At 42.7% G+C, this 3,406-nt stretch carries 2 protein-coding genes and 3 pseudogenes; all 5 read left to right on the top strand.

The features are described from left to right. Window positions 1-182: pseudogene (locus F6K20_RS30180) on the top strand (RNA-guided endonuclease TnpB family protein); the annotation flags it as partial. A gap of 21 nt (window positions 183-203) precedes the next feature. Next, window positions 204-884: pseudogene (gene pip, locus F6K20_RS30175) on the top strand (prolyl aminopeptidase); the annotation flags it as partial. A 101-nt stretch (window positions 885-985) separates the two neighbouring features. Further along, complete coding sequence (gene deoC / locus F6K20_RS30170) at window positions 986-1,666, top strand: deoxyribose-phosphate aldolase (protein WP_008180207.1); 681 nt, start codon at window positions 986-988, stop codon at window positions 1,664-1,666. Window positions 1,667-1,801: 135 nt separating this feature from the next. Beyond that, on the top strand, window positions 1,802-2,767 hold the full coding sequence (gene recO / locus F6K20_RS30165; protein WP_287265227.1) for a DNA repair protein RecO: 966 nt from the start codon (window positions 1,802-1,804) through the stop codon (window positions 2,765-2,767). Window positions 2,768-3,006: 239 nt separating this feature from the next. Next, window positions 3,007-3,406: pseudogene (locus tag F6K20_RS30160) on the top strand (MFS transporter); the annotation flags it as partial.

Here is a 3,406-nt window from a genome sequence, read left to right as displayed (position 1 = left end):
AGCTGATTGTCGATAGAGATGTCAACGCATCAATCAACATAAAGCGAGTCGGGCTGGATGTGTTCCCGACTATAAAACGCCGTAGAGGGAAGCCTGTAGTTGTTGAATCTACTACTAATAGTACCTCAAAGGAAGCTCTGACCGCTCTTTATGAGCATCAGAAGCCCACACTGAAAGCGTAGCGGAGCGTGTGTGGTACATCACTTAGTGATATCGAAAAACTGCGAGTAAAACTGGGTATTGACCAGTGGGTAGTTTTTGGCGGTAGTTGGGGTAGCACTCTTTCTTTAGCCTATAGTCAAACCCATCCTGAACGCTGTCTAGGACTGATATTGCGGGGAATTTTTATGCTTAGGCAAAAAGAAATTCTTTGGTTCTATCAGGAGGGAGCAAGCTATATTTTCCCTGATGCTTGGGAAGACTATATCAAGCCGATTCCACAAGCAGAACGCCATGATCTAATTTCTGCTTACTATCAACGGTTGACCAGTCCGGATCCTTAAACCCGCAATTCAGCAGCTCGGGCTTGGTCAATTTGGGAAGCAAGTACGAGTAAACTCTTTCAAGACCCAAGCCTGATCCAAAAGTTTGGTGAGGGTGAATTTGCTGATGCATTTGCCAGAATTGAGTGTCATTACTTTGTCAATAAAGGCTTTTTTGAACCAGAAGACCAGTTACTCAGGAATGTAGACCGGATTAAATCTATCCCTGGGGTGATTGTCCAGGGACGCTATGATGTGGTGTGTCCGATGGTATCAGCTTGGGAATTACATCAGGCTTGGCCAGAAGCTGAGTTGATTGTGGTACCTGATGCCGGTCATTCCATGGCAGAACCAGGTATTCGCAGTGCTTTGATCGAAGCAACGGATAAGTTTTTGACCTGACTGGGTGACAGCAGCCTTGTTAGCCTGACACGGTTAACGGTTGACTGTTAACTGTTATACTGAGAAGTTGGTTGATTTTTACTTAAGTATCTTATATAGCGATGGATATAGACTATCCAGACATTGATATTGCTCCCATAATCGACCATGCCCTGCTTATTCCCACGGCTACACCAGAGCAGGTGGAAAAATGGTGTCAAGAGGCAGACCAATATAAGTTTGCTACAGTGTGTGTCCCGCCAGTTTACGTCAAACAAGCGGCTGAACTCCTCCACAGTAGAGTACCAAAGGTTTGTACCGTGATTGGTTTTCCGATTGGTGCCACAACACCCACTGCTAAGCTTTATGAAGCCCAAGAGGCAGTGGAAAATGGAGCGACAGAGCTGGATGTAATGATTCACCTCGGTGGTTTGAAAGCCGGTAAAACCGAGGAACTTTACCAAGAAATTGCCCAAATCTGTGAAGAAACGGGTAAAACCGTCAAAGTCATCTTGGAAACTACTGTGCTGAGTGATACGGAAAAACGTCTTGCTGCGGAAATCTGTATGGATGCTGGGGCGCAATTTATCAAAACCAGCACTGGCTGGAATGGTGGTGCCACAATTGATGATGTCCGATTTTTGAAAAAAGTCACCAAGGGGCAAGTTGGAATCAAGGCATCAGGAGGTATCCGAACCATCGAGCAAGCTTTGGATTTAGTCGTTGCTGGAGCAACTAGGCTAGGCACGTCTCGTGGTCCTGACTTGCTGCGACAACGGGATAACTTGGAAATTAAAAATTAAAAATTAAAAATTAAAAATTAAAAATTAAAAATTAAAAATTAAAAATTAAAAATTAAAAATTAAAAATTAAAAATTAAAAATTAAAAATTAAAAATTAAAAATTAAAAATTAAAAATTAGCAAGTAATAATGACGAATGAGTCAAACCTACAAAGCCACTGGAATTAATCTGAAAAGTATACCGCTGGGGGAAGCGGACAGGTTGGTGACAATTTTAACTAGGGAGTTGGGTCTGATTCGGGTAGTGGCACCAGGGGCAAGGAAGCAGAAATCGAAATTAGGTGGTAGGAGTGGCTTGTTTGTGGTCAATCAACTACTGCTGGCAAAAGGGCGATCGCTAGATAAAATTATCCAAGCAGAAACTACAGAATCCTACCCAGGATTGAGTCAGGAGCTCAGTAAACTGGCAGCTAGCCAGTATCTGGCAGAATTAGTTCTCTGTCATGCTTTGAGTGAGCAGCCTCAGGAAGAACTCTACGAACTACTTAATGAACATCTACGGCGTCTGGAGCAGTTACCTAAAATTACAGCTAATCCCTCAGGGTTGTCCTTAGTGTTAGCCCATTTGTCCCATGGTGTCTTTCACCTGCTTGCCCTGGCCGGAATAGCACCTCAAGTGCAACTTTGTTGTATCACACAACACACTTTAAGTCCAGATTTGACTGACCCGAATTGGCGGGTTGGTTTTAGTGTAGAAGCAGGTGGCACTATTAGTTTAGTCAGTCATGAGTCCAATATGAAGGATTTACCCAATCGAACTATTCCGAATCGAACTATTCCGAATCGAACTATTCCGAATAAAGTAGAGAGGTTGACTCAAACCACTGGCAACACTGATACTGATGTCATCCTACCCCCTCCTCCACGAGTAAATCATAAGCTGAATGCTCTGGAGTTAACCCTGCTTCAACAACTGGCAGCTGCTGAATTACCTCAGCTGACTACACTATTAAAAGAGCAATTGGGAGGGTGGAAGGCGGCTGAGTCTATAGATTCACTCTGGGTGAAGCTGGAGCGAATTTTACGAGACTACGCTCAGTATCACTTTGGTCGCTCAATTCGCTCAGCGGCTTTAGTGGATGCGTTGTCGTCTGTTAACTAATACTCATAATCCGGGTCTGTTAATAGGTAATAAATAATGGGTAATAAATAATAGTTAATGGGTAATGACAATATAATTTTGGTGTTTAAAAGCAGCAAGATTAAGGTATTAAATTATCAATTAATAATTACCATTTACTAATTACCAATTGCCGAGTAAATCATCCATTCATAGTAACAGTATGACTATCTAAAAAAGTTGTTACTGGTAATAAAAAAGCCTAACCCATAAAAGCCAGAATGCGATCATCGGAGCCTGGAAAAAAACAAAAACACTCCCCAGACCCCACGTCTGATTTCACCAAGTCTGATTTGGTGGCAAAACCCTCATCGAGAAGTGATGAGCTAAGGGATCAGGAACTGGATTCATCACCGGATAAAGGATTTCTACCAGTTCTAAAAAATTCCAACTTCTTAGCCCTATGGAGTGGTCAAGTCTTCTCTCAGCTAGCAGACAAAGTTTATCTGGTGTTAATGATTGCCTTGATAACCAGTCGCTTTCAAGACGCTGATCAAACTATCAGTGGCTGGGTATCAGCTATCATGATTGCCTTTACCATCCCAGCAGTTCTATTTGGTTCCTTGGCTGGCGTCTATGTGGATCGGTGGTCAAAAAAGATGTGCTGGTGCTAACCAATCT

This window comes from Moorena sp. SIO2C4, assembly GCF_010672485.1.
Classification (GTDB): domain Bacteria; phylum Cyanobacteriota; class Cyanobacteriia; order Cyanobacteriales; family Coleofasciculaceae; genus Moorena; species Moorena producens.
The sequence above is the reverse complement of the archived record's forward strand: the minus strand, read 5'-3'. Positions and strand labels throughout refer to the sequence as shown.

What these genes read in the sequence shown, in the direction of transcription:
- deoC (WP_008180207.1), top strand. Translation starts at nt 986, where the DNA reads ATGGATATAGACTATCCAGACATTGATATTGCTCCCATAATCGACCAT.
- recO (WP_287265227.1), top strand. Translation starts at nt 1,802, where the DNA reads ATGAGTCAAACCTACAAAGCCACTGGAATTAATCTGAAAAGTATACCG.